General features: G+C 49.6%; 26 protein-coding genes and 1 pseudogene. 6 read left to right on the top strand and 21 right to left on the bottom strand.

Annotation, left to right across the window (positions count from 1 at the left end):
* The first annotated feature begins 403 nt into the window (after window positions 1–403).
* Window positions 404–652: an ArsR/SmtB family transcription factor gene (locus OEU88_RS15045; protein ID WP_262696031.1), complete on the top strand. Its 249-nt coding sequence runs from the start codon at window positions 404–406 to the stop codon at window positions 650–652.
* On the opposite strand, the gene OEU88_RS15050 is transcribed toward OEU88_RS15045, so the two are convergent.
* Genes OEU88_RS15050 through OEU88_RS15065 form a run of 4 tightly spaced genes read right to left on the bottom strand, consistent with a single transcriptional unit; the run spans window position 649 to window position 3,414 of the window.
* Window positions 649–1,191 (bottom strand): hypothetical protein, encoded by a 543-nt coding sequence (locus tag OEU88_RS15050; RefSeq protein WP_262696032.1) that lies wholly within the window; start codon window positions 1,189–1,191, stop codon window positions 649–651. The two genes, OEU88_RS15045 and OEU88_RS15050, sit on opposite strands and share 4 nt — an antisense overlap.
* 43 nt (window positions 1,192–1,234) lie before the next feature.
* A complete protein-coding gene (merA, locus tag OEU88_RS15055; RefSeq protein ID WP_317279142.1) occupies window positions 1,235–2,683 on the bottom strand; it encodes a mercury(II) reductase in 1,449 nt (482 codons plus the stop codon).
* Window positions 2,683–3,018 (bottom strand): heavy-metal-associated domain-containing protein, encoded by a 336-nt coding sequence (locus OEU88_RS15060; protein ID WP_262696033.1) that lies wholly within the window; start codon window positions 3,016–3,018, stop codon window positions 2,683–2,685. Before OEU88_RS15060 ends, merA begins: the two co-directional genes overlap by 1 nt.
* A gap of 21 nt (window positions 3,019–3,039) precedes the next feature.
* Entirely contained in the window at window positions 3,040–3,414 is a 375-nt protein-coding gene (locus OEU88_RS15065) for a mercuric transporter MerT family protein (protein ID WP_262696034.1), read from the bottom strand.
* 124 nt (window positions 3,415–3,538) lie between these two features.
* On the opposite strand from OEU88_RS15065, the gene OEU88_RS15070 reads away from it, so the two are divergent.
* A complete protein-coding gene (locus OEU88_RS15070; RefSeq protein ID WP_262696035.1) occupies window positions 3,539–3,949 on the top strand; it encodes a MerR family transcriptional regulator in 411 nt (136 codons plus the stop codon).
* A 33-nt stretch (window positions 3,950–3,982) separates the two neighbouring features.
* On the opposite strand, the gene OEU88_RS15075 is transcribed toward OEU88_RS15070, so the two are convergent.
* From OEU88_RS15075 to OEU88_RS15120, 10 genes are all read right to left on the bottom strand, one after another.
* Complete coding sequence (locus OEU88_RS15075) at window positions 3,983–4,663, bottom strand: tRNA-dependent cyclodipeptide synthase (RefSeq protein ID WP_262696036.1); 681 nt, start codon at window positions 4,661–4,663, stop codon at window positions 3,983–3,985.
* A gap of 61 nt (window positions 4,664–4,724) precedes the next feature.
* On the bottom strand, window positions 4,725–5,063 hold the full coding sequence (locus OEU88_RS15080) for a hypothetical protein (protein ID WP_262696037.1): 339 nt from the start codon (window positions 5,061–5,063) through the stop codon (window positions 4,725–4,727).
* 201 nt (window positions 5,064–5,264) lie between these two features.
* A complete protein-coding gene (locus OEU88_RS15085) occupies window positions 5,265–7,178 on the bottom strand; it encodes an FTR1 family protein (RefSeq protein WP_262696038.1) in 1,914 nt (637 codons plus the stop codon).
* Window positions 7,179–7,538: 360 nt separating this feature from the next.
* Window positions 7,539–7,883, bottom strand: a complete 345-nt coding sequence (locus OEU88_RS15090) for an SHOCT domain-containing protein (protein ID WP_262696039.1) — start codon at window positions 7,881–7,883, stop codon at window positions 7,539–7,541.
* 163 nt (window positions 7,884–8,046) lie between these two features.
* A complete protein-coding gene (locus tag OEU88_RS15095) occupies window positions 8,047–8,364 on the bottom strand; it encodes a P-II family nitrogen regulator (RefSeq protein WP_262696040.1) in 318 nt (105 codons plus the stop codon).
* Window positions 8,361–11,489: an efflux RND transporter permease subunit gene (locus tag OEU88_RS15100; RefSeq protein ID WP_262696041.1), complete on the bottom strand. Its 3,129-nt coding sequence runs from the start codon at window positions 11,487–11,489 to the stop codon at window positions 8,361–8,363. The genes OEU88_RS15095 and OEU88_RS15100 overlap by 4 nt, the downstream gene beginning before the upstream one ends.
* A gap of 11 nt (window positions 11,490–11,500) precedes the next feature.
* On the bottom strand, window positions 11,501–12,643 hold the full coding sequence (locus OEU88_RS15105; protein ID WP_262696042.1) for an efflux RND transporter periplasmic adaptor subunit: 1,143 nt from the start codon (window positions 12,641–12,643) through the stop codon (window positions 11,501–11,503).
* Window positions 12,640–13,887 (bottom strand): TolC family protein, encoded by a 1,248-nt coding sequence (locus OEU88_RS15110; protein WP_262696043.1) that lies wholly within the window; start codon window positions 13,885–13,887, stop codon window positions 12,640–12,642. Before OEU88_RS15110 ends, OEU88_RS15105 begins: the two co-directional genes overlap by 4 nt.
* Window positions 13,888–13,970: 83 nt before the next feature.
* On the bottom strand, window positions 13,971–14,285 hold the full coding sequence (locus OEU88_RS15115; protein WP_262696044.1) for a hypothetical protein: 315 nt from the start codon (window positions 14,283–14,285) through the stop codon (window positions 13,971–13,973).
* Window positions 14,286–14,356: 71 nt separating this feature from the next.
* On the bottom strand, window positions 14,357–15,007 hold the full coding sequence (locus OEU88_RS15120) for a cation transporter (RefSeq protein WP_262696045.1): 651 nt from the start codon (window positions 15,005–15,007) through the stop codon (window positions 14,357–14,359).
* Between the two features lie 79 nt (window positions 15,008–15,086).
* Between OEU88_RS15120 and OEU88_RS15125 the strand changes: the two genes are divergently transcribed.
* The 4 genes from OEU88_RS15125 to OEU88_RS17710 all read left to right on the top strand — a co-directional run bounded on the left by OEU88_RS15125 (window position 15,087) and on the right by OEU88_RS17710 (window position 17,444).
* Entirely contained in the window at window positions 15,087–15,521 is a 435-nt protein-coding gene (locus OEU88_RS15125; RefSeq protein WP_262696046.1) for a MerR family transcriptional regulator, read from the top strand.
* 158 nt (window positions 15,522–15,679) lie between these two features.
* Window positions 15,680–15,931, top strand: a complete 252-nt coding sequence (locus tag OEU88_RS15130) for a hypothetical protein (protein WP_262696047.1) — start codon at window positions 15,680–15,682, stop codon at window positions 15,929–15,931.
* A 498-nt stretch (window positions 15,932–16,429) separates the two neighbouring features.
* Window positions 16,430–17,167 (top strand): PepSY domain-containing protein, encoded by a 738-nt coding sequence (locus OEU88_RS15135; protein WP_262696048.1) that lies wholly within the window; start codon window positions 16,430–16,432, stop codon window positions 17,165–17,167.
* Between the two features lie 145 nt (window positions 17,168–17,312).
* Window positions 17,313–17,444 carry a MerR family DNA-binding transcriptional regulator gene (locus tag OEU88_RS17710; RefSeq protein WP_394805279.1) on the top strand — a complete coding sequence of 44 codons (132 nt, stop codon included), beginning with the start codon at window positions 17,313–17,315 and terminating at the stop codon, window positions 17,442–17,444.
* A 218-nt stretch (window positions 17,445–17,662) separates the two neighbouring features.
* Here OEU88_RS17710 and OEU88_RS15140 read toward each other — a convergent pair whose 3' ends face one another.
* The 7 genes and pseudogenes from OEU88_RS15140 to OEU88_RS15165 all read right to left on the bottom strand — a co-directional run bounded on the left by OEU88_RS15140 (window position 17,663) and on the right by OEU88_RS15165 (window position 22,524).
* Window positions 17,663–18,148: a YybH family protein gene (locus tag OEU88_RS15140; protein WP_262696049.1), complete on the bottom strand. Its 486-nt coding sequence runs from the start codon at window positions 18,146–18,148 to the stop codon at window positions 17,663–17,665.
* Window positions 18,149–18,492: 344 nt separating this feature from the next.
* A pseudogene (locus OEU88_RS17715) lies at window positions 18,493–18,606 on the bottom strand (CBS domain-containing protein); the annotation flags it as partial.
* Between the two features lie 579 nt (window positions 18,607–19,185).
* Complete coding sequence (locus OEU88_RS15145; protein WP_262696050.1) at window positions 19,186–19,749, bottom strand: c-type cytochrome; 564 nt, start codon at window positions 19,747–19,749, stop codon at window positions 19,186–19,188.
* Window positions 19,750–20,002: 253 nt separating this feature from the next.
* A complete protein-coding gene (locus tag OEU88_RS15150) occupies window positions 20,003–20,359 on the bottom strand; it encodes a c-type cytochrome (RefSeq protein WP_262696051.1) in 357 nt (118 codons plus the stop codon).
* A gap of 10 nt (window positions 20,360–20,369) precedes the next feature.
* Window positions 20,370–20,663 (bottom strand): hypothetical protein, encoded by a 294-nt coding sequence (locus tag OEU88_RS15155; protein WP_262696052.1) that lies wholly within the window; start codon window positions 20,661–20,663, stop codon window positions 20,370–20,372.
* A 21-nt stretch (window positions 20,664–20,684) separates the two neighbouring features.
* Window positions 20,685–22,022 carry a porin gene (locus OEU88_RS15160; protein ID WP_262696053.1) on the bottom strand — a complete coding sequence of 446 codons (1,338 nt, stop codon included), beginning with the start codon at window positions 22,020–22,022 and terminating at the stop codon, window positions 20,685–20,687.
* Window positions 22,023–22,134: 112 nt separating this feature from the next.
* On the bottom strand, window positions 22,135–22,524 hold the full coding sequence (locus tag OEU88_RS15165) for a hypothetical protein (protein ID WP_262696054.1): 390 nt from the start codon (window positions 22,522–22,524) through the stop codon (window positions 22,135–22,137).
* Window positions 22,525–22,566: the final 42 nt, after the last annotated feature.

The raw sequence follows: 22,566 nt of genomic DNA on the forward strand, positions 1-22,566 counted from the left end.
GGGCTTCTTGAAACCTCCTCGGAGGGGCAAGCATGAGGAACTGCTGCAATTGTCTGGGTTACGGGTTAGCGTTTTATCGAACCTTGTCGGCCCTTGACGGTTGCTGGAGGGCCGCTTGCCCCTACAAGGGAGGTGAAGCCCGCTCCGCCGTGGGAAAGACCAAAAAAGAGACATCGCAGGCACTGCGATGACCGCCAGGGGTCGTCTTATTGTCATTTGAGGCTAGTCCGGGGCGTTGCGGGGTGTCCCCGCTGGAAAGGGGTAGCGAAGACAGCGTATTTGCGCTGGCTGAGGTCAGGGGAAAGGCTTTTCCCCTATTGGGAAAATTTTATGAAAGAGTTCTGAATGAGGCGTCTTTTGTCGGCTGAGGTGACGAGAAAATTCAACCCTATTTTGGTTCCAGATGACGATGCCCTTACCGCAGTTTATGGCTGCGGGTGCGATTGCGACGGAATTGGGCGTGCCACAAAATACGCTTTCCACCCATCTTAGTATACTTTCCAACGCCGGGCTTATCGCATCAATACGCGAAGGTCGCAGCCTAATATATTCTGTACGCCTTGAGGAAACCAAAGGCTTCATTGGCTATCTGGTGAATGATTGTTGTGACGGCCACCCTGAAATTTGTTCGATCTCAATGACAAAGAATTAACTAAATCGTGCCGCCTCCCAGCGGTCAATAGGTTGGAGTGGTCCAACCGGACAGTGATGTTCTTTGGTGGAAGTACCCGTTACGAGCGAATATAGGTGATGAAACGCCCGCATCTCACAGCCGGGAGTCGCGATTATTGCCGACAGAACGAACGCTAGACCAAGGTGCGTGTATAGATATAGCTCCCACCAGTGAATTGTCTTTGCCAATAACTCTGTCCCGACTGAGCCGGACTGCACATATCCAATCGCCGCGATGCCCGTAAGGAATAAAAAGCTTATTATCGCAGGCCATTTTTTCCATGCGCGGGAAAAGCCGATGTTGATAACATAGCTGATCAAAAACAAGCTTGGTAGAATACCGTTCCACACGAGCGGCCTAATGGAACCAGCTTCGGTTATGAAATCATCCTGCAGCTGCCAAAGCCCGTAAACATACGAGAGGCAAAGCAACCCCAATCCAAGCCTGACAAGACGCCCAATCGGTCCCGGCTTGGCCAGGCTTCCTTGCTTTTCAAGTTTCAAGTCAGTGGTCGCCATCAGTTTCTCCTCGGTTTGAGGTTTTATAATCTGGGTTCAGCTTTTATCCGGCGCAGCAAGACAGTGTGCTGACATCCTTATCAAAGGTTTGTGCGGCCAGTTTGAGACCTTCAACACCCGTGAGGTACGGGAATACGGTTTGCCCCAGCTCTGTTGCGGTCATATTGGCTTTAAGGGCGATCACAGCGGTTTGAATTAACTCGCCGCCTTCCGGAGCTAAAACATGCGCTCCCAGCAGTTTGTCTGTTTCCTTGTCAGCTACCAGCTTGATTAAACCACGCGTATCCCGCGCCGCTAGATAGCGCGGTACATGGTCAAGCGTGATGACGCTTGTTTTCACACTGTAACCTTGCTCGTTCGCTTGAGATTCCGTTAGGCCTACGCTGCCGACTTGAGGATCGGTAAAAACAACCGATGGCATGGTGGTGTTATTATAAGGCTGTGTGTCACCGCCTGTTGCATTCTGGCCGGCGAGCTTTGCTCCGTAGGCTGCCATATAAACAAACATATCCGTGCCCGTGACATCACCAGCGGCATAAATATTGGGATTGGTCGAGCGCATCAACGTGTCAACCTCGATGCCGCTATTCTTGGCAAGTGAAACGCCCGCTTCTTCAAGTCCGAGACCTGCTGTGTTTGGCTTGCGCCCGGCGGCAAGTAAAACCCTGTCTGCTTCCAATACGCGGAGTTGGCCCTGGCGTTCGAAGTAAAGCCTTATCCCGTCGCCGTGTTGTTCAATTGCTCGGTAGCCAATGCCTGAACAAACCTTAATACCCTCAGCTTCCAGATAGGTTTGTAAAGCTTGGCTAATCTCGGGTTCCATATCTGGCACCAAACGACTGCGGCAGCATAAAGTAACTTTAACGCCGGCGCGGGCAAACATTTGACCAAGCTCGCAACCGATAACGCCGCCGCCAATGATGATCATGGAACTCGGGAGGGTTTCAAGGTCGAGGGCGGACGTACTGTCAAGATGATCAACCGTCTCAATGCCGGGGATCGGAGGCACCATGTTTGAGGAGCCCGTGGCAATGATAATTTTGTCAGGCGTGTAGAGCTTTCCTTCGATTATAACGCGGTCTTTGCTAAGCTGCGCACGCCCTTCTATATAATGCACATCCGGATAGGCGGGCAGAACGTCAATATATTTGGCTTGGCGTAACTCTTCCACAAGCTGCTGCTTGTGGGCGACAACGGCCTGCCAATCGAGCACTTTAGCCTTGGACGTGATGCCATTAAACCGTGCGGCATGAGAGGCCTGATACAGTGCTTCCACAGCCCGGATCATGGTTTTAGACGGCACACAGCCAACGTTTACGCAAGTGCCACCGATGGTGCCCGCGCCGACAAGCGTTACCACAGCCCCAGCTTCTGCAGCCGTAATGGCGGCCGAGAATCCAGCCGAGCCAGCACCAATTACCATAACATTTGTTTTGGTGTCGGTATTTTCCGGTGAGCAGCAACTGCTCTCTGGTCCGTCAAACGCGATCATTAAGAACCGTGGCTATCATCAAGAATAGCAGGGTATCCAGCATTTTCAGATGCCTTGGCAATAGCTTCAACATTTGCCTTTGCCGGGTCAAAAGTCACAACCGCTGTTCTGGCGTCATAATCAGTTACAACAGACAGTACACCGTCAACCTTCTCCATCGCTTTGCGCACTGTAATAGGGCACATGGCGCAGGTCATTTTTTCAATGTTGAAAGTTACTTTCTTTTCGGTGACCTGCTGTGTCATCGTGCTGGCATCATCTGCCATCATAGCGGTAACCGGCATAGCCAAGCCGAGTACAGCGGCGACAGCACATGCTTTGATCAATCGTTTCATCTTCATTCTCCTTGTTTACGTTTAAATATATTCACCGAGGATCGGTGCCCAAAAATCAACTGTCAGTGCCAGCAAAACCAGCACTGTGGAAATCCATAAAACCGATTTGATGACACGCTCAGACTTCGGCGTTGCACAGTAGCCTTCATCGCATTGTTTCTTCGGTTTGAAGTAAACCTGCCAAAAACCGACGCCTAAAAATCCAAGCGCAATCAATGCAAAATAGTCCTTATAAGGCTCCATAACTGTGAGGTTGCCAATCCATGAGCCGCTAACACCCAGCATCAGGAAGACAAACGGTAAAATACAGCATGACGAAGCCAATATTGCCCCGATGGCACCAAGGCTGGCGCTCCAGCTTTTGCTCTTGTCCGCTGGCTGTCTAATATCACTCATTACTGTAGTCTTTCTTTGGTTACTGACTTCATTCTTGTCTATGTGTTCGTTCAAGACGCTGTTTGCGTTACGTCTGAATTTAACGTAACCTACACCCTGTATTAAATACAGGGTAAAGAGAAAAATGACCATATCTCAAAAACGTGAATATACGAGAGGCAAGCTGGCGAAAGAGGCTGGCGTAAACTTGGAGACCATACGTTTTTATGAGAAAATTGGTCTTATGCCTGATCCGCCGCGCACAGGAGCTGGCTATCGGTGCTACTCAATTGATCATCTGAAACGATTGAAGTTTATCCGGCGCTCACGTGAGCTTGGTTTTACCAACAATGAGGTTAGCGGCCTCTTGGAAATGGTAGATGGGTCGTACGCATGCGATGAAGTAAGAGATATTGCCCTCGTCAACGCTGGCATCATCGCTGGCAAAATCAATGACCTCGCTAAAATGCAGGCTGCGCTTGAGGGCATGGCCGCTGAATGCAGCGGCGGTGAAACCCCGGACTGCGCTATCATTGATCGCTTGCTCGAAGAATAGAGGCGCCCTGAGACGCCCCTACATATTTTGGGTTTAGGCCACTTTTGTTGCCAGCATCGGCCTGTTGACAACTAAGAAGCCCTGTTGCTCGTCCATGAGACCGTCTGAACGGTCTTCGTAGAGACCTTGCAGGATTGCGGGACATTGATGATAGCAGAACACCGATGTCCGAGTTTGGACGATGCTGGCACTGTCCATAAAGAGCGGCAGCTCTTCGAGGAAATACCGAACAGCGTGCAACAACGCAGCCTCATCGATTGTGTCGATTGCTTCGACCTGGTTTTCAAGGACCCAGCGGGTACATTCCAGACATTGCTGTCTGAACACCTCGTCAGTTGCAAATCTCTGTTCAACCCGTGCCAGAAGCACATTGTAGCGGTTATTCTTTCTGAGCACTCCGTTTGTGAGCACGAACGATTGGTCAAGTCTGGGAGATGTTTTCAATAGCGCCCGCTTGATCTTGTTCAGGAGGTAGTTTGCTTGCCGTCTGGCTTTTTTCCGTGCGCGTGCTCGACTATAACCCGCTGCTTCAAGCGTATAGCGTGTCGCTTCATCGGGCACGAAAACATGGAAACTATTGAAATGCTGGTTTGCCCATGAAAATAGGTCCGCTAGTCGACCCTCGGAAAAATAGCTATTAAAAGGACTCACACCGATCATAGCATGATCTCTGGCCTCATATAACGAGGCGCATATGTTGGAAATAGGCTTCATTCGCCTTTCCTCCATTGATTATTGAAACGTTGCAGCACTTAAGCCGCGTGAACATTTAGAATCAGAGGAGGAGTGTTTTGGGTGGGTCCGGGTCTAGCTCAGCGATGGTATCAGTGAAATATTGAAGGCGGCGGTCGCTTTGAGCCTGAAACTCTTCGGCAGAGTTTTGAAAAGATAGTGTGATGAGAATGGCGCAAAAATGGCAAGGTACAACACTGGTACCTGTGCACGGTTCTTCGTGTTCCCAATCGGTCGGCGGTTCGGCACCGTGACAACCCATGGAGGCCGAGGCTGGCGCATCTTCGTGAGCGACGGCTTCATAAATGCCAATCACATCGACGATCGTTGCTACGAATGCAAGAAGAACTAGCGCTGAGATATGTTGGGGTATGTTTTTCATGCAGGCACACGGTATCAAGCTACCCACTCTCGTATAAGTCACTTTTTTGTGCTCAATCCCGGGAAGCGAGTTTCCGCGGCGATGGGTTTCTTTAATTCTCGAGCGCCGTCAAATCAAATTGAATGCCCAATTTCAACAAATTAACTAGCATTGACCCAAGGTAGATTCATTATAGTAATCGGTGGAAGGGAAGAAAACCTGTCACTCTTTTTGCCTTCTGGCGAAAAATCCTCTGGACAAAAAAACTGCGGATGCGAGAAGAATGGTGGCCTGTATAAGCAGCCCCTCCTGGCTGGGAAAAATGCCCAACCACTCAACGGCTTCAAACTGCAACATAGTTTGTTGTATTTCGCCTGCCGCCTGAAGGGCGGCGATGCCTTTGCCTGCAAAAATAAAAGACAAAATCAGGAGAAGAATGCCCGTACTTGCAAAAAAATGTCGTAGAGGAATCTTTACGCTAAATCTTATGATTAACGCGGCCAGCAGCACCAACAGCAACGCAGCAACCAGAAAACCACCCGTCACCCAATCAGCACTACTGGACGCCGCCTGGGCCCATAGCGCTTGATAAAAGAGGATTGTCTCAAAAACTTCCCTGTAGACGGATATGAAGGACAGTCCAGCGAGCCCCCATAGGGTACGTTTATTAAGAGCGGCTTTAAGACTTTTTTGAATGAATGCTTGCCACCCCGAAGCACTTGTTTTGCTATGGAGCCAATACCCAACGAAGAGCAGCATACCCGATGCTACTAATGCGGCAACTCCTTCAGTAACCTCTCGCGTTGCTCCGCTGATTTGGACAAAACGTTCAGATGCGACCCAAGTAAGCAGACCCAAAATCAATGCTGCAATCCAGCCTGCATGCAAGTAGGGCATGGCGTCCCGCCGATCGGTTTTCAACAGGAAAGCGGAAAGCGCCACAACAACGAGTATAGCCTCCAGGCCTTCCCGGAGTAAAATGATAAAGCTGGTTACGAATGCAGCAGTTGGTGTCAAGCCCCCCTTGTCAGCCATTTTTGATTGCGCTTGTTGCAGCAATAACTGAAGTTTTTGGATGCGCGCGGCGACACTTTTTAAAGGGCTTTTGGTGCCAATGTCATTGCGCAACAACAGCATCTCACTTTCAATATCCCTCATGAGACGGGTATCCAATGCGGCGAGATTTGCCTCCACAAGCTCAAAACCTTCTAGATAAGCGGTGAGCGCGAACTCGTAGGCTTTTTCTGTCTCGCCTTGCTCGTATGCTTTCAAACTAGTTTGAAGTGAATTCATTGCCACGGTGAGCGGCGGCGTTTTGAAATCAAACAGAACCTCAGGTTCTGTTCTCAAATATGCCATCAACGCATAGCCCTTGGTCCATTTATTGGCAGCCTCATCAGGTGAAAGGCCCGCATAGGCTTTTACATCTACTATGGTATCGTTACCGTTGAATTGTTGCCACGTCCTTTTACCGTTAGCCGCAACTTCCTTATCGACACCAATACTGCCTACATAGGCAGCTAAATTCCAACGATCTACCGTTGAAAGCTGCGAATAATCTGACATTCCAGTTCCTTCAACACCGTAAGTGATCGTATTAAACAATGCATACAGTGATCGCTGCCTGAAGCGAGCCACTTCTGTGAAGTCAGTTGGTTGTGGGTCCAAGTCTTTCCCCAGCTCCCCATTGCCGTTGCCATAGGCTCCGTGACATGTCGCACATGTTTCTTGGTATAGTGCTTGGCCTTGCAGCAGATCGGGCGCCTGGTCAGGAGCCACTTTCAAGTCATAAAGGTGGATGATGGTAGTTCGCATGGTATGCGCAAGTGCTCGAACTTCACCAGCCGGTGCTTTATTCTTTATCAAATGACCTAGTTCTCGGGCTTGCTGCAGCAATTCGCTCGCGATTGGAGAACCCGCGATACTTGCCACAGAGGTTTCGATTATGGCAGTGAACTCCACCATTTCTGCATATTCACCCTGATTGACAATAGTTCCTTCTGAAACAGCTTCAGAATAGTCCACACCAACATAGTCGATGAGTTGTACCAACCGGTCGCTGGTATCAGCCCGACCTGCTGTTGAAATGGCCAACAAGAGTGTCAACGGGAAAAAGAAATGAAATATGCGGTTCATATATATTCAGCCGTTCTTTATTTAATTTATGCAAATAATAATCATTATTACTTAAATCCGCAACAGTTTCCATGAGAAACCTGGGGTTAATATTGCGCCAACTTTTCAGCGAAAGGCTGATCGTTTTGGAACTATCAATTGGCATTGTCCCATTGCCGTGTTTCTAGCGCGGCAAGAAATTCCGAAACAATAAGCTTTGCAAGTTTATTGCTCACCTAGAGCCGATCGCCACACTGGTGTTATAAAAACAGGAGGTTTCGTCGCACCGTCACGGTCAAACGGGAGTACCAAAGGTATGCCGCCATGCACGACTTGACTAATCCACCCCAAAATACTTATCACTTTGGAGTGGTTAGACAGTCATTTCTCTATAAGCTGACGTTTTTTCTCGAATTCTTCTTTATCGATCTCGCCGCGTGCGAAACGATCCTTGAGAATATCGATGGCGTGTTGCCGTGGAGGCCCTGAAGGTGCCGCCGAGTGGCCATGAGTGTTCCCTCCGAGCCACCGGACAATAAGAAAGATGACTGCAACTGCGATTGCGAGAAACAGGATCATCATAACCGGCCCAACAAACCAGCCGTGCCAACCATCACTCCACATCATGGACGGTCTGCACAGAGGGTCTACCGGTTGAGCCCAGGCGGGAGAGCCCAGCCCGAAAGCAACCAATAAACAGGCCCCGGTTGCCATGTAGCTATTCATTTTCGTGTCTCCTTGTCTATAGGTCTGGATAATTCCAGTATTCGTCGAATTTTAGGACACATCGGTTCCATGCCGCATTGATTTTGGTCATTAGTATGCGCGTGAAGAACGCGAGAATAGCCTTGGGCCAAAACGCTTGTTTGGCCCAAGGTGTTTCCTGCAGTTAACTACCGTCAATCATGATGGTTCGCTCGATATCTGTCACATAAATCCATCCTGCCGTCTTCTGGCCGGTCCGTGCATTCTCGACAATGATCTCAATCGCCTGGTTTAATTTCTCATTGTCGCAGACAAGTTCCAGCTTGACCTCGGCCACGACCTTGTCCCCAATCTCGACCGAATATTGCTGCTCCTGGCTATCCAGTGCCTTAAGGAGCCCCAACACATCAACGACCGAAATGTATTTGTATCCCGTCTGTTTCAATTCATGGACGACGTCCGATATTCTGTTGCGATGAATGAATGCTTTGATTTCCTTCATGATAGCACCTCGGTTTTTGATGGTTTTTCTTTTGCTGTGCTGCCTCTAGTTTCCATCCACTCGTAAATAACGGGCAGAAGGACAAGCGTTAGCAGGGTGGACGTGAGTAGCCCGCCAACCACTACGGTTGCCAGCGGGCGCTGTGTTTCCGCACCGACACCCGCAGAGAGCAACATGGGTACCAGACCCAGGATTGCGACACTTGCGGTCATCAACACAGGCCTGAGTCTGAGTTCAGTGCCTTTGCGAACAGCATCGTGCACGCTCATGCCTTTTGAGCGCAGTTCGTTGATAAAGTTCACCAATACGATGCCGTTCAACATCGCCACCCCGAACACTGCAATGAACCCAATTGCCGACGGCACCGAGACATATTGCCCAGTAACGAACAAACCAATCAGGCCACCGGCGGTTGCAAAGGGCACATTGGCAATGATCAGGGTTGCAAAACGTACCGAGTTGAAGGCCGTGTAGAGCAACACAAAGATAAAGAAAATCGTTAGCGGTACGATCACAGAAAGCCTTGTAAGTGCTCGCTGCTGGTTTTCAAAAGCACCGCCCCATTCGACCCAGTAACCGGGAGGCATATCCACAGTTGCCTCGATGATTTCGTTTGCTTCCTGAACGAAACCGTCCACGTCACGGCCGCGCACATCCATCTGGATAACCGCGTAGCGCTGGAGTTGTTCCCGTCTGACAAAGCTATAGCCTTCTGCCACAGTGACATCGGCCACATCCGCAAGCGTAATAATTGCCCCAGATGAGGTCGAGAGCGGTATTGCCTTAATGGCTGCAACTGAAGTTTTGGAGGCATCCTGCAACCGCGCAGTGATGTCAAAACGCTTCACGCCTGATATCAAGGTGCTAACAGGCTCATTGCCAATACCAGTACGCACAATCGTGAGCACATCATCAGCATTCATACCGAACCGCGCGAGTGCCATACGGTCCACTTCGATGCGAACCTGGGGTTTACCCAGATTTGCTTCCAGCGAGAGATCCGCTACGCCCGGCACACTTGCAACAGCGTCTTTCAACTCACTACTGATTCGATCAAGCTCACCCAGATCCTCGCCGTAAAGTTTGATCGCAAGCGTTGCGCGCACGCCTGAAATCAACTCTTCAACCCGCATCTGGATAGGCTGGGTAAAAGCAATCACAGCTGTCGGTACAACGACCTCTAGTTTCTCTCGCATGGCATCAGCGAGTTCTTCGATTGAGCGATCACTGGTCCATTCATTATCGGGTTTTAGGGCTGTGTATATCTCCATGTAATTAACATCGGCGGTTTCACCCTTTTCGGCGCGCCCGATCATGGCAAGTGTTGTTTCCACCTCCGGAAACTCACCTAGTGCAGCTTCAATATCCTTGGATATTTTTATCGACTGATCGAGGGACGCAGATGGGATCGATGTAACCCTCCACATAATCGAACCTTCCTGAAGCTGGGGCATGAATTCTTTACCCAACAGTGGAAACAGCGCGAGACTAGCAATCAACAGTGCCGCTGCACTGCTTACAACTACCTTTTTATGGTCAAGCGACCACGCCAAGAACGGCAAATAGACCTTCTTGATTGAGGCTACCAGAAGGGTATCACGCTCAGCCTTTGGCTTCAGGATCAGCGCTGCCAACACCGGGATGATTGTGAGGGTCAGCACAAGCGAACCCGCCATGGCAAAACTGATATTGAAGGCCATAGGTTTGAAGAGCTTGCCTTCCAGCCCCTCCAGCGAGAAGAGCGGTATGAATACAACGATGATAACGAGAATGGCGAATGAGATTGGGTTGGCCACTTCTCTTGCTGCCTCAAGCACCGCCGCTGTGCGGTTCACTTTCTCACCGGCTTCTCGGCGCTCTGCCATCACCCGGAAAGAGTTTTCAACCATGACGACCGCGCCGTCGACCATCATACCGATGCCAATCGCCAGTCCGGCAAGCGACATCAGGTTTGCGGACAGTCCGGCGTATTCCATAAAGATAAAGGCAATTAACATCGCTAACGGCAAGGCTGTGATCACAACTATTGCAGAGCGAATTTCCCCGAGAAACAGGAACAAGACAATCGCCACGAGAATAGAGCCTTCTATAAGCGCATTTTCAGCTGTGGAGATCGCTTTTTCAACGAGGTCGGTGCGATCATAAATCGGTTTGAGCACAACACCGTCGGGCAGAGCCTGTTCGGTGATCGCGATTTTTGCCTTCACGGCATCCACCACATTTTTGGCGTTCTCACCAACCCGGGACAATGCCATGCCGAGTACAACTTCCTTGCCGTCTCGCGTCACGGCGCCAAAACGCAGTCCGCCAGCTTGCTTGACCTCAGCAACATCTTTCAGATAGACGGGCGTACCGTCACTGACTTTCACAACAATATTGCCAATATCAGTTTCACCTTTTACGAGACCAAGGCCGCGCACCAGATATTGCTCTGGTCCCTGATCGATATATTGACCGCCAACCTGCCGGTTATTGGCCTCAATCGTCTCCATAATATCCTTGTAACCAAGGCCGTATTTGATAAGCCTTTGCGGGTCGATCTGAACCTGATATTGCCGTTCCTGGCCGCCCCACGACATCACATCGTCAACTCCAGGGGCCGTGCGCAGTATCAACCGTACTGTCCAGTCCTGCAGCGTGCGCAAATCCATATCGGTAACAGCAGCATTGAGCTCCTCGTCTGCTCGCTCAACGGTGTACCAAAACACCTGACCAAGACCCGAAGTGTTAGGGCCCATCTCAGGCGTGCCGTAGCCTTCCGGAATACGGTCTCCCACCTCAGCTAGCCGCTCCATCACCAGACGGCGGGCAAAATATATATCCATATCGTCTTCAAAATAGACGGCGACATAGGAAAGGCCAAAAAGACTGACGGAGCGTATCTCTTGCACCGCAGGCAAGCCCGCCATGCCGGATTCGACAGGGAAGGTTAGCAGCTGTTCCACGTCTTCCGCTGCCAGACCGGGTGATTCCGTATAAATATTCACCTGAATAGGCGTTACATCGGGGAAGGCATCAATTGGGATATTGTTAACTGCCCGCACGCCAAGGAGTGCGACCACAACAAATCCGATGACCACCAGAAATTTATACTGGAGGGAAAGTTCAACAAGTTTATTTAACATGATAGCCTCCTTTAATGCCCGTGGCCTTCGCCCATCTCGGATTTCAAGATAAGAGATTTAACTAAGAAGGCGTTCTTGATGACAATTTCGTCGTCTAAAGAAACGCCCGATAAAACCGAGGTCCAATCGCCGAGGGTGGCACCAACAACAATCGGTGTGGGGTGCAATTCATTGCCTTCGACTTTGAAGACAACCTGCTTCCCGGCCATCAGTACAATTGCTTGGTTTGGAACTGCGATCGTCGGCACGCTTTCGCCCGTCGAAATAGCGACATCAACAAACTCGCCAGGATGAAAATCGTCTGCTTCATTGTCCACTTGCACTCGCACCGCAAGCGTCCGGGTTACCTCGTCAACCTGATGAAAAACCTGCACCACCTGTCCCGCAGTTCGGTTACCATCCTCGGATATCCAAGCGAGTGATCCAATCTCAATATTTGATGCTTTGTCCGGAGATAGTTTGGCTTCGACCCATATCTTCCTTTCATCGCTTACTTCAAACAGAAGGTCGCCAGGCTCAATGAACTGCCCGACAATAAAGTTATCGTTAATAATCGTGCCGTCCTGCGGTGCAACCAGGTCGAATTGTCCTATTGCTGCTAACGCGCTGCCATTCTTGGAGAATTTGACGAGACCATTTTCTGTCATGCCGTAGGCAAGGACTTTCGCTCGTGCCTGCTGGGCTGCAACCTGCGCTTCAATGAAACGTTGTTCAGAAACAACATCCCTACCTAGCCTGGAAGTACGCTTCCATTCATTCTCCGCAAGGATCAATTCGCCCTGAGCTTCCGCCATCTCGACACTGGTCAACGTTATAATAGGCTGGCCTTTTCGCACCGTATCGCCCATGCGGACATGGCGCGCGACAACTTGCGCTGTTATGCGAGGCGTTACTTGTGATGTGGCATATTGATTGAGCGTAACCTCTCCTGGAGCGTCAATTGTTTCCACTAGTTTCTGGCGTGCAACGAGAGCAGTGACGACGCCGTTCGCTCGCCTCTGGGCTGCTGTCATCTCGACGACGTTTTCCTCACCGTGATCTTCTTGCTCAGCGGCATAAACCGGCGAGTTCATATAGCCCAGCTCTATGGACCCTGCATTTAGCGCAAGCCCTGAGGCAAAGAGCGTGAGGGAAAATTTCAAGGATTTATTCATTGTATTGTCTCCAGCCAGGTGCTGATATTGGCACCAGCATTTTGCCACTCGAACCAGGCGCTCCAGAGCCGACCGTTCAGCTCTATTGATGCAGTTTCTGTGGCGAAAGTTTGATTAAGTTGTACGAGATAGTTAATTGCGCTTATTTCTCGGGCTTCTAATAGTTGACCAAGAAGGGCTCTTTGCTCGCCAAGTGGTTCGGCCCCATTCTCTTCCCAAGCACGCCAGGCGTCGGACGCGGATATGTAGCGTCTCAAGCTCGCATCGAAGCGGGCCCTGACTTGTCGGTTTACCGAATAATAGTCTTGCTGGGCGACCATAAGGTCTGAGCCAGCGGCCTGAACCTCAGCCTTGTAGTTATTGCGGATTGGAATGGGCATGGAAACCGAGAGACCGATGAGATTACTGTTTCCTTCTTCCCCAACTCTCAAGCCAACCGTCGGGTCTGGCATGCGATCAGTTTTAGCCACTTTGATACGGGCCCGGGATATCTCTGTTTTAGCAATTGCCAGCCGCATTTCAGGTAGTTTTTCAACGATAAATTTACTGCCGTCTGCACCTATGCTGGAAATGCTTGGGACACCGTCTAGTCTTGGCCAGAAGCCACGGTCTTCACCAACCGTCGCTATCAGCCTTTCGTTTGCATTGGAGAGTGCCGCGGCTACTTCGTTTTTGGCTGCCCGAGATTCCGCCAGCGCCAGTTGCGCGGTTAGTAATTCTGCGCGCGGCATTTCCCCGGCGCTGCTTAATCGTTTTGCAAGGGCCAAAAATTTTACACTGAGCGCTTCTTTTTCAGCAGCCACGCTGTGTTTCTGAAACTCGGTACGATAATTTGCCAGCGCCGTGAGAATTTCCGTCAAAAGTGTTTTACGGGCTAAAGCATAAGCTGCTTCCGCTGCCTCAATTTCAGCCCTGCCAACGCCCGCCCGAGCCCCGCGTTTACCGGACCAGTCAAAGGCCTGAGAGATACCAATCTCTTTGGTGGTTAGTTCCGCATTTTCATACCCAACTGCCAATGCGGGGTTATAGACGGGTTGAGCCTGACCGCGGGCTCTAGCCCAAGCCGCAGACAATGCGGCCTCTGAAGCTTTCAGGGATGGATGGTCTCCAACTGTTTGTTGGATAAACTCATAGAGGACTGGACGCTTTTGGTCGTCCGCCAATGCTGCAGTGAACCAAGGCACAAATGCTGTGCAATAGCCGACGGCTGCAATACCCACAAGGGTACGGCGCATTCTTTTCATGATTGATTACTCTCAAAAATAGATGTTTTAGGCGCGCGCGACTGTGTATTGATTGCCGCGGTGCGCGTTGAAAATTACTGGTCTTATGAGAGTTGGGTTGAAGGGGGATGCAGGCCTGGCTTTGGATGTAAGCCAAGCAAAATGTCATCGGCGATAGGCCATGTCAATCCTGATAGGGCGACAATATCACGGTTCACGGCTTTGCCAAAGGCCATGCCGTGATGGATCACATGACAAATACAGTGCAAATCGGTATCGCCGGACGGAGTTTGGTTTTCTGTATCATGGAATGATTCAGCAATATGATTTGGCGGCTCCTTAGAGTCCAGAAACGCAATATCCAGAGCAGGCGCTGCGACAAAAATAAAGAGCAGTAATATTTTAAGGTAACTTGCCATTTATGTTTTCAAAATCACTTTCGAGTTTATGCCGAACACGGCACTTGTACCGACTGAAACATGTGCTGTCATTAATTTTTGCTCGTTGTCGTTGACGGGTGTATCTTTTCAGCTTCAAGCTCACTCCACGACTGCCGAACAATTTTGGTTGCAGAATGGATGAACAAGCTCGCCATGACGCCTGCAACTGCAAGGTCTGGCCACGCTGTATCTGTAGCTGCAATCCCGGAAGCTGCGAGTATCACAGCAATATTGCCGACCGCATCATTTCTGCTGCAAAGCCAGACTGAGCGTACATTGCTGTCTCCATCTTTATATTTCAGGAGTAGAATCACGCTGATCACATTGGCGGCAAGGGCTGCAAAACCAATTGCGCCCATAGTCAAAGCCTCGGGCACACCTTCGACAAATACCCGGTAAATTGTACTTCCAAGCACCCATGCCGCTATGATAAAAAGCGACAGGCCTTTAAATAAACCAGCTTTCGCCCGCGTTGCGATTGGCATTCCAATGACAATTAACGAAATTGTATAGGTCGCGCTGTCACCGAGAAAATCGAGCGAGTCTGCCAGAAGAGCCATGGAGCCAGACGACAGTCCGCCTAAAAGTTCAACCACAAACATACCGAAATTGATTGCGATGATAATTATCAGGATGCGCTTATAAGCAGGTGATGAACCATCAAAATTTTGAGTTGAGCTGCAGCCACAGTCGTCAGACATTTGTCATTTCCGAATCATTGTTAGTTTCACAACTCAGAACCTACATGCTACAGTTGCTGTAGGAGCAAGGAAAAAATGCATGTCGCAGGATTTTATGATTGGCGAACTCGCGGCGCGTACCGGCTGCAAGGTGCAGACAATCCGGTATTATGAAGAGATCGGCGTGATGCCGCCCGCCGTCCGTGCTGCCAACAATCGGCGAATGTATGACGACACTCATTTGGAACGTCTGACTTTTATCCGGCATAGCCGTGAGCTGGGGTTTTCGCTCGATGACATCAGGAGTTTGCTGGCACTTGCAGACCAGCCCGACAGGCCGTGCGATGAGGTGGACGAAATCGCGTGCAATCATCTGAATGAAGTGGAACGCAAAATCGCCTCGCTGAAAGTTATGGAAAATGAACTCAGGCGCATGATCAGTCACTGTGCTGGCGGCACAGTTTCCGACTGCCGTATTATCAAGGTGCTGGCGGATCACAATCTATGCGAAGAGCACAGCAAATTAACTGCATAGCAGAAGCTGCTCTAGGCATTCGAGCAAACAGTACTGTGTCAAATTTGGCGTAACCTAGTCGAATACAATTCGGTTTCGCCGTTGCTCTTGTGCTTGCAATCTCAATTGCAAGCTGCGCAAAGCTTGGTTACGGGGGCGGCTTGGTTCATGGAGTCTTTATGCGGTGTCTAGTTGTTTCTGCTACTCAATCGGATACCGTCATATGTATAGGAGCCGCAGACGGCGCCCAGCCCGGGCAGGTTTTGAATGTTTTCCGTATTTCTATTCCTGATGAGTTCGCTGATGAGGACTTGCTACGCGAAGAAATCGGTACGATTGAAGTTGTGGACGTTATCAACGAGCATTTTGCGCGCGTAAAGGTACTTTCAGGTGACATTCAGAAAAATGATATTGCAGAAAGGTGGCGTTAAAGAGTAACTACGAGATCAATCGGGAGAGCTGGCTGGCTGGTCGCCTTTGACAACAAGAAACGGTTAGATAATCGAATGATTTACTGAATTTTTCCCTTTCAACAATCCCATGTGATTGTCACCTTTGCAAATTCTGAATTAGCCAAAGGTGAGCCTGCGGCGTCGATGTTATCAGTTATGGGTTGAGTAAACTGTACGCTTGATATGGTTAAAATGCCGTTAGTCATGCGAAAACCAGCCAAGCGGTGGTGACCTCAATAACACGCGAGTAACTAGTAAACCTTGATTGCATTTAAGAATATTCATATGCATTACATGACAGACCGCTAGCATGCGTGATCGCCATGCCTTGAGAAGCGGCCGGGATCTTTTGACAATATATCAGGATCAATATTTCTTATTGATGATCTTGACCCTGTTCTTACTCCAACCTTTATACTGCCTACTAATTGCGGGGACGAAAATGATCCCCTTGGGAAACGCATAGAAAGGGGAAGTATGGCTTTTAGTCAGAAACAAAAGCTCCATAAATATATGGCCACTACTCACAAATGGATTGGATTGTTCGTTGGCCTCCAGATTGTATTCTGGGTCATGGGCGGTGTTGTCATGTCTTGGATTCCAATCGAAGAAGTCCGGGGCGAACATAAGGTAGCACTCAAGGTACCGCCCGCAATTGATAACCAGCTCGACCTACTTTCCTTCCAAGCGCTATCTGAACTTGCGGGAAGACCTATAATTCAGCTTGGTTATGACACTCTACTTGGAAAAACCATTGCCAAGATCCGTTTCGAAGATGGGCAAGAGATTCGTGATGCCATTACGGGGCAATTGATCACGCCAATTTCCAAGGAGCTTGCGCAAACAATTGCAGAGGCAGATTATGCGCCTGACTATCCTGTTTCTGCCGTTATTGAAATGATGGAAAACAATATTGATTACCGTGGACCGCTTCCGGTGTGGCGCGTGAATTTTGCGGACGATGAGAAGACATCAATATATGTTTCGCCCGTTCAGGCGCGTGTGGTAGCCCGACGTTCATCCGACTGGCGTCTTTTCGACTTTTTCTGGATGCTACACATTATGGATTATGAAGAACGCCAAGATTTTAATAATCCACTTTTGATAACATTCTCCATTTCAGCGCTGGTTTTTGCCTTATCTGGCCTTTTCCTGCTATTTTACCGGTTCTATCGCCGAGATTTCAACTTTATCTTGGGCAGAAAAAAACGTTGAAGGCCAATATCTTAACTTTGTCTCCTACTCTTTATGCTTTTAAAGCCATGACCTTATAGTAAACGCTAGGGCTTAAGTTGAGGCGAATCAAAGAGATTGCAGTCTATTTACAAAAAATGGCTGTAGGAGAAAATACAGGAAATATTTGACGATTGGTAAGCTGGCAGCCCGAACTGGCGTCGGTGTCGAAACCATTCGCTATTATGAGCGCCACGACTTTCTGTCTGCACCAGATAGGCTGCCCCCGGCTGCCGGGGCTATGGCAGCGAGACAATAAACAAGGTGCGTTTTTTTCGTGAAGCGCAGTCACTCGGTTTTTCACTTGCGGAGATATGGTCGCCGGCGCAGATGTGACCAGTGCCTCCCTTAAAGCGGCCACTTCAGAACCTGGTCACTTCTCGCAAACCATGAAAGAGACATTTGGCGTCTCCCCACATGTAGTTTGCTCAATATCAAGATGACCGTAACCACGTAGCGGGTTTGCGCAACATAATATCAGTTTGCTGGCTTCTTTGGTTTATAATCGCGACTGGACGAATGTGTGTGAACTACCTTCCATGCACCATCCACCATACGGAACAAAAATGTTTCTCGGCCTGCTTTATCAAATTCCTCGCCACTTTTGCGGACTTTGCCTTTGACGCGTGTATCGGCAATAGCCCAGGCAAAACCTTCTTCGAAATAGATATCAATATCTGAGAAATCGATACTTAGATATTCGAGCGCATCCTTTTCCGGTTCCACGTGATGGGTCACAAGGTCGTCAAGCCCTTCGTTCTGGCCTCCAGACTCAATATAGCGCGCACCATCAAAATCCAGAAAATGCTTTCTAAAGGGTGTGCCATCGCCATTTTCCCAGCCATATTCAATAGCCGTGATAATTTCTTTGATGGCTTTCTCACCTTCTGTATCCGCGAAGGCTGGACCAGGCGTTAATATGATCATAGCTGCCCAAATAAATTTTTTCAGTTGCTTCGTCATTTTCTCTCCCCTTTGGTATTTTAAAGTATCTATAATAGGAAATAAGTATTTAAGCACAAGCTATTAGACGGTGCCCAAAGCAGGCGGTTCCAGATGGTTGTAAAAAGGCCGAAGTTTACGTCACCTATAGTCGGCTATCCTATTTGACGAATATGCTGCACGGGGGAGAGTGCGAGTACATAGCGAATTAGGCCAAGATTAGAGTAGCGCATCTTTCGGTAATACTAAGCGCGCCATATACCGAACATCGGTATTCACACTGGCAGTTAACACCTTTGGCGTCATTATATGCTCTATCTGCACGTCGTCTCGGTTGGTCGGTGCTTTGGATTGAAAATTCGCGGTTAAGCCCGATGTCGCAGGATGTCGCGCTCAGAAACAATGCCGACTAGCCTGCCCGCGGTTGAAACTATCGGCAGATGACGGAAGGCATTTTCCCAAATTGCCGCAACGTTTCTGACATCATCGCTCCGGGCTCCAGAGTCTCAACTGGTGCCGCCATCACCTGTTCTGTCAACAGTGCCGAAGGACGGAATGGTCGTTTCTCAGCCACCTTGTATGCCTGTGCGGCTATATGTTTGCGCCCAAGATGTTCCGATGTATCCTTGCCCCATGATTGCGGGTGGCACTATGGCACCCAGTTCTATCAGTGTCCTTCTAAATGCGCTTACACTAGGTGGGTGGTTTCCAAAAGCTGATGTATAAACTGGAGTTTAAAGCGAGGAGGTTTCGGCGATATTCTTTTGAATACCGACGAAATACAGGCACTGGGCCGTAGCCCCGACGATGACAATTGGAAAATTGTAGTCGATGAGACGGGTGGTCCGAAAATCAGTCTGAACCAGATGGCGATGGGAACTGGCGAACCTGCGGCACTGAGCGTGCATTTGTCTAATCCGCTTACGGGTAAAGGGGGGACCTCTATATGGTGCTGGCGGCCAACGCGACCTAGGCTCTTTGCCGGCATGTTTCGAGTGTGGATGATCTTTATTGATGAGATTAAAAGAACTGGAATCTATATCCCAGTGTACAAATTCCTAGTTTTCTTTCAAGTAAGCGATCAAATTTTCAATATCCTCAGGCTTTTTTAGACCAACGAAGGCCATTTTTGTGCCTTTAAGGGCTGTTTGTGGTTGGGCAAGGTAGTTGGTCATTGTGGCCTCATCCCAAGTCCAGCCCGATTCGAGCATCACTTTTGAATATCTGAACTTTTCCGTTTTTCCTGCTTCCTTTCCCATAATGCCGGCAAGGCTCGGGCCTACCATATTACGACCAGGCTTCAGCGTGTGACAGGCACGGCACTTGTTAAAAACCTTTTGACCTTTTACGGCGTCACCATCGGCTGATACGCTTATTGATGCAACGAATACAATAAGAATGCTGGTCATACTCCTCGTTATATACTTGATCATTTTTTCATGCATTTGCATGCTGCACATATGGTCTTTGCGGCCTTTTAATTTCATGTACTCGGCCGTTTGTTCCTTCATGGACGAATGTTCTTTTTTGCCGTCATGGACAATGGCGGGGAATGCCTTTGTTGGAGTGATTAGTATCGCCAGCGCCGCTGACAATGGTTTTGAGAGAAGATTAGTTTTCATGCTTTGCTCCTTATGTTTGCACTATAGTTGAGTATCGAGCCACCTCTGATTTGTTAGACACCTAACGATTTCATTTCAGTTTGCTGTTCAAAATCCACCGGTGACAACAGCCAATTTTCACAGAAGTTTGCCTCAGTGTTCCTGCTTTGCTTTATGTCCGCGGGCTAACCGGCACCTGGTCGGCTCTCTTTCAATAATATTTCAGTCGGAATGCTTGCTCGGAGGCCAACACTCCGACTGTTTGTGCGTTATTTTACTTCCATTTAAATGACCTGCGCATATAGGCAAGGATGTCTTTTATGTCGCTTTCCGTTAGGTCGGGATTGCCGCCTTGTGGTGGCATCGCCATCTCGGCCTCCGGCCGGTCAAGGCCGTCTGTCACGGTTTGCAACAACTCGGCATCACTTTTTGAAAAGGGACCATTTTTTCTAGTCAAGTCGGGCATGCCGGCAAAGGCCCCTTTGCCGTTTCCGCCATGACAGGCAATGCAGGTTTCCTCGTATCTTTCCTTGCCGTTGGCGATGTCGATGAACTGCGCACCGGCAACACCAGACAAAAGTATGATGGAAGTCGATGTGGCGAGCACTCTGAATATCGTTCGTTTTTTCATGGCTGTTGTCCTAGTTGTTGCTCGCCTGCAAGAAGGCTCTGATGTCGCGCGCGACATCACCGGGAATGTTGGCGCGCACCCGCATATGGGCGATGTCCACCTGCCATTCCTCATCGGAGTTGTCTTGCGCGCTTCTCATATTGTGGCAGCGGGCGCAGTTCTTGGCCCAGGCCTTGGCCCCGCGGGCAAATTGCATTGGATCTGCTTTAGGTTTGTCAGCTTGGGCAAGTGCGGCGCCCAAACCCAGTAACGCAACCGTTGCTGCTACAAACATAAGCGGAATAAAATCTCTTTTCCGTGTCATCGGAATATCTCCTTTCATTTCTTAGAAACCGTAGGACAACTGAAGCTGAAGGCGGGTATCGTCTTCACGCTCGCTGGCCATATAATTGCGGAATTCAATCGCGCTCTTGACCACTACAGACGGGGAAACCCAATAGTTAAGGCCAATGTTAAACCTTTTCTCGTTGAGTTCGTCCTCCAGGTCATGGTCTCCTTCCACTGTGAACCGTCCGTAGCGAACAACGGGTTCAAGCTTCTGGAAAAACGATGAGTCTGAAACACCCGACATACGATAGGCGACCTGGGCATACCAGGCTTCCCACGAGAGCGGTTCGATCACATCTCCATGATCATCGTCTGGGTCGCCAAGGCCCTTCAGATTGGCGTTAAGATACTCCGCGCGGATGTCCCAATTGCCTTTAGTAAAAGCGGCGTCAAACCCCCACAGGTCGTAATCTCGCAGAGGCAGGTCTTGTAGGTCGCCGGAATCAGCTACCACGCTCGCTAGGACTTCGTCGTCATCGTGATCGTCGTCGGGCTCCTCTTCCCCCTCGGCTGTCACTTTGGCAAACAGGAAGGAGCCACCAATTTCAAGATTATCAATAGGGAAGAAGGCCGCACGCCCACTGATGGCTTTGTTTGAATTGTCGTCACGACCAAAGCCCTCCAGTTCCACACCGTCATGCCCCAGACGCGGACCGTTACCGACCGCCACGGAGTAGGTGAATAATCGCTCACCGACAGGGATACCGCCCCTGAGCATAAGCCCCACATCGCTAAGCGGCTGAATACCGCCGTGACCAAAACCGACGGGTGCATTTGTCAATCGGTTGATCCAGCTCGGGTGTAACCGTTCCTGAAACTGACCGACAGGGCTGAGAAACTTCCCTGCTACCAGAACCGCGTTGTCGTGCAGCAGAAAATCAAGTTGACTATATTCCAGTTCAAGGTCGGTTTCGCCGCCGTCCATTGTGGTGACCTGAAACTCTGATTCGAACAGAACCAGATCTTTATAGAGGAAATGGAATGCGGGGTTGAACTTGCCGCTGGTGAAGGTGTCTGAGTTTTCACCGTCGCTGAACTCAATACCCACATCGGCGTAACCTGCCATGTGCCAGGCATTTGGTCGCACTTGATCAGCGGCCAACACCGCCTTTTGGGCACGGTTATCCGCTTTTTCGGCAAGTTTCTTTGATTGATCTGCTTGCGTTTTTGTTTCTGCAAGCTGTTTTTTCAGTGCATCCAACTCTGCCTGGAGCGTATCTAGCCGTTCCAGAATTTGAGCTTGTTCCGTGCTCTGAGCGTATGTGGGGGTCAGGCCCAGTGCCGACACAGCGCATGCCATGCTGGTAGCCACGCCCCAGTAAGAAATTGCTCTCATGGCAACTCTCCAAAACTGTAAATTGATGTAAGATCCCGATTGCCGGGCAAACCAGACGCCATGACCCTTAAAAGGGTTCATTCAAAAAAAGGTCGAGAGCGTGCGATGGGGTTCAACAGTGTTTGGGCGGGTGTGGAGCAACTTCTGGATTTAGAGAGTGGGGGGCATGCTCAGCATTGATGAACACGATGTGTGAATTCAAATCAGGTACGAAAAAACGAAGGTTTTGCAGGGTAAATACAGGAGGAGCAGGTACAAAATCTGCCGCGGTATTCTCCAAAGGTATATCTTCAACGCTCATAAAATGGCCGCAGAAAACCTCCTCGGAGGCTCCAACGTTTGTGGCAAGTGACGAAAGGTTGGACAACATCCCGTCCCAAGAGGTGATACAGGTATCGTAATTGCTCTCGGTCTCGACAGCATACGCCGACAGGCTCGCAACTGGCCAAACAGCCACTGCAAAAGCAAGGAGCGGTAAGAGTATTTTACGCCAGCCTTTCATATGCCAAGCCTTTCAAGCATCAAATTATAGCCGGATATAAAA

This window comes from Kordiimonas aquimaris, assembly GCF_025574485.1.
Taxonomy (GTDB): domain Bacteria; phylum Pseudomonadota; class Alphaproteobacteria; order Sphingomonadales; family Kordiimonadaceae; genus Kordiimonas; species Kordiimonas aquimaris.